At 71.0% G+C, this 3,310-nt stretch carries 4 protein-coding genes; all 4 read left to right on the plus strand.

The genetic code is table 11. The features are described 5' to 3' along the window. The first annotated feature begins 264 nt into the window (after positions 1–264). A complete protein-coding gene (locus tag VGL20_05640) occupies positions 265–1,068 on the plus strand; it encodes a NifU family protein (protein HEY2703154.1) in 804 nt (267 codons plus the stop codon). Between the two features lie 26 nt (positions 1,069–1,094). Further along, positions 1,095–1,796, plus strand: a complete 702-nt coding sequence (locus tag VGL20_05645; GenBank protein HEY2703155.1) for a DUF5947 family protein — start codon at positions 1,095–1,097, stop codon at positions 1,794–1,796. After that, complete coding sequence (locus VGL20_05650; GenBank protein ID HEY2703156.1) at positions 1,793–2,536, plus strand: DUF6084 family protein; 744 nt, start codon at positions 1,793–1,795, stop codon at positions 2,534–2,536. Before VGL20_05645 ends, VGL20_05650 begins: the two co-directional genes overlap by 4 nt. Then, a partial coding sequence (locus tag VGL20_05655) for a hypothetical protein (protein HEY2703157.1) occupies positions 2,533–3,310 on the plus strand: 778 nt, incomplete at its 3' end. The genes VGL20_05650 and VGL20_05655, both read left to right, overlap by 4 nt.

The following is a 3,310-nucleotide window of genomic DNA, read 5'->3' on the forward strand; positions in this document are numbered from 1 at the left end:
CGACCAGTTCAAGGGCATCGACATCATGCGCGCGGTGCGCAGCTTCGATCCCTGCCTGCCCTGCGGTGTGCACCAGTACATCGGCGGCGGCAAGGTCGTCCAGCAGCGTCACTCGCCGACCTTCGGCATCCAGGAGCTGTAGAGCTCAGGAATATGAGCATCAGTGCCAGCGTTACCGGGGAGGCCACAGACCGGGTAGGACAGATCGAGAGCCTGATCGCAGAGCTCGATGCGCTGCCCGATCCGGCCGCGAGGGCCACGACCATGGAGGCCATCCAGGCGATCCTGGAGCTCCACGGGCTTGCCCTCGACCGGATGCTGGAACTGATCGTGGAACAGGCGGGCGAGCAGGGGTCGGCCCTGCTCGCCTCCTTCGCCGGTGACGACCGGGTGGGGAACGTGCTCATGCTGCACGGGCTCCATCCGGTCGACATCACCACCCGCGTGGCGGGGGCGCTGGAGACGGTCCGGCCCTACCTCGCCTCGCACGGTGGCAACGTGGAGCTGCTCGGCGTCGACGACGGCGTGGTGCGGCTCCGGCTCGAGGGCAGCTGCAAGGGCTGCCCCTCCTCGGCTGCGACCCTGAAGACGGCGATCGAGGAGGCCATCATGGCCGCCGCGCCCGACGTCCTCGAGATCACCGCCGAGGGGGTGACCCCACCTCCGCCGCGCCCGGGAGCGGGCCTCGTCGCGCTTCCGATGATGGGGGCTCCCCCGCCGCTGCCCCGGCAGCCCGCCGCGCCCGTGGCCGGCGTCTGGACCCGGGTCCGCGGTGGTGAGACGGTGGCCCCCGGCGAGCTTCGCCGGCTCGTGATCGATGGTGTCCCGGTGGTCCTCTGCCGCCTCGCGGGCGCCCTGTATGCCTACCGCGCACCCTGCCCGGGGTGCGGTGACCCGCTGGAGGGCGCCTGGATAGCCGCGGGCAACCTGGTGTGTTCGGCGTGCTCGCGTCAGTACGATGTGCGCGGTGCCGGACGGTGCACCAAGGACGCGACGCGGCTGGAGCCCCTTCCCCTGCTCGAGCAGGACGGGGGCGTCCGCGTCGCCATTCCGGCGGGAGTGCGGTGACCCAACCAGAGAGCCCCAAGGTCCCCGTGAGCGGAGCAGGCGACGGCGGCAACGGAGCGGCGGGCGGAGAGGGGTCGGCCTCCTCGATCGCGGCGCTGCGGCGCATCTCCAAGCGGCGGGAGGAGACCCAGCAGGAGCGATGCGAGCTCTGTGGGGTCGGCCTTCCCGACGACCACGAGCACCTGTACAACGTCCAGAAGCGGCAGCTGTCGTGCTCCTGCGCGGCGTGCGCGGTGATCACCGACGTGCGCAGCGCGAGGGCCGAGCACAAGCGGGTGCCCCGGCGCTACCTCGCGCTCCTCGACTTCGAGATGAGCGACGACCAGTGGGAGGCGCTCGCCATCCCGGTGAACATGGCCTTCCTCACCACCGGGGGGGACGGCGGCATCCACTGCCACTATCCGAGCCCCGCGGGGGCGACCGAGTCGCTCCTGACCCTCGAGGGCTGGGAGGAGCTGATCGAGCAGAACCCGATCCTCGGAGAGATGGAGCCCGACGTCGAGGCGCTGCTGGTCAACCGGGCCGGCGAGAGCCACGAGACCACCGACGACGACGGCCCCCATGAGCACGAGTACTTCCTCGTCCCCATCGACGCCTGCTTCGAGCTGGTGGGCCTGATCCGGGTCCACTGGCGCGGCTTCAGCGGCGGCAAGCAGGCGCTCGACCGCATCAACGACTTCTTCAACGGCCTCCGCATGCGGGCCGACGAGCACGGGGGAACGGCGTGAGCACGTCCGAACCTCCCCCGATCCCCGAGCTCGACTTCGAGGTGCTGGACGTCAGCGTCGCCCGTGGCGTGGTGCCGCTGCTCTCCTTCCGGCTCCGGATCACGGAGCACGCCGGCGTCCCCGTCGACGCGGTCACCCTGGAGTCGCAGATCCAGATCGAGGCGGCCCGCCGGCGCTACAAGGACAAGCGCGAGCAGGAGGCCCTTCTCGACCTCTTCGGCGAGCCCCACCGCTACGCGAAGACCGTGCGCACCATGGTGCTGGCGCTCGCCACCACCCAGGTGCAGCGCTTCACCGGCAGCATCGAGTGCGATGTGCGGGTGCCCTCCAGCTTCGACCTCGGGCTGGCGTGGGTGAAGTACTTCCACGCCCTCGAGGAGGGTGAGGTCCCGCTCGCCTTCCAGTTCAGCGGCACCGTCTTCTACCAGGCCGAGAACGGCAACCTGCAGATCGCGAAGATCCCGTGGGACCGCGAGGCGACCTTCCGCATGCCGCTCAAGGTGTGGAAGCAGATGATCGACGAGCACTATCCCGATGACAACTGGCTGACCCTGCGTCGCGACGTCTTCGACCGTCTCTACCGGTACAAGGCGCGCAACTCCCTCTCCAGCTGGGAGGAGGCGATCACCGCGCTGCTCGCCGGCGAGGCCGACGCCCCGGCCGCCAACGGAAGCCCGGTGGGTGCCCCGGGGACGTCGCGGCTGCGGATCACCAACATCCCGGACGAGCCCGCGTCGTGAACCAGCAGCTCGTCGACCGCCTGGTGCGCGCCACCCTGTACGAGGGCTACATCCTCTACCCGTACAGCCCGACCGCCATCAAGAACCAGATCCGCTGGACCTTCGGTGGCGTCTATCCGAAGTCCTACGGCGAGGCGTCGGGGGGCACCGACCCCTGGGTCGCCCAGACCGAGTGCCTCCTCGAGGGCGGCGACGACGCCGTCGTGGAGGCGAGGCTGCGGTTCCTCCACGTGCTGGTGCGGACCATCGGCCGGATCGATCCGCCGCTGGCCGCGCTGCCCGATGTTCCCGAGTACACCCTGGTGCCGGAGCTCAAGGTCGGCCCCACCACCCACCGTCCCTGGGAGGAGGCCACCGAGCGCGAGCTCGACGCCGGCCGCCATCGCTGCGGCGACCTCTGCGACGCGCCGGTGCGCACCGAGGTGGTGGTGCCCGCGGGCCGCACCCACGAGGCCATCACCAGCCCGGAGGGGGAGGTGGTCGGCGTGGTCGTGCGCGACCACGAGGATCTCCACGTCGAGCTCGAGGTGAGCGCCGAGCGGCTCGAGGGCGAGCTGCGCCGGGTGCGGGTGCGGGTCGCCAACGTCACCCCCTACGAGGTCGGTGACCGCGACCGTGAGCGCGCCATGCACCACTCGCTGGTCTCCACCCACGCCCTGCTCGGGATCGAGGGTGGCCACTGGCTGTCCCTCGCCGACCCGCCCGAGCACGCCACCGCGGCGGCCTCGGCGTGCGTCAACACCGGGATGTGGCCGGTGCTCATCGGCGAGCCCG

The sequence above is a fragment of the Candidatus Dormiibacterota bacterium genome, assembly GCA_036495095.1.
Classification (GTDB): Bacteria; Chloroflexota; Dormibacteria; order Aeolococcales; family Aeolococcaceae; genus CF-96.

Bases quoted from the DNA above. Each gene is read 5' to 3' on its own strand.
- VGL20_05640 (HEY2703154.1), top strand. From the start codon at position 265: ATGGAGGCCATCCAGGCGATCCTGGAGCTCCACGGGCTTGCCCTCGAC.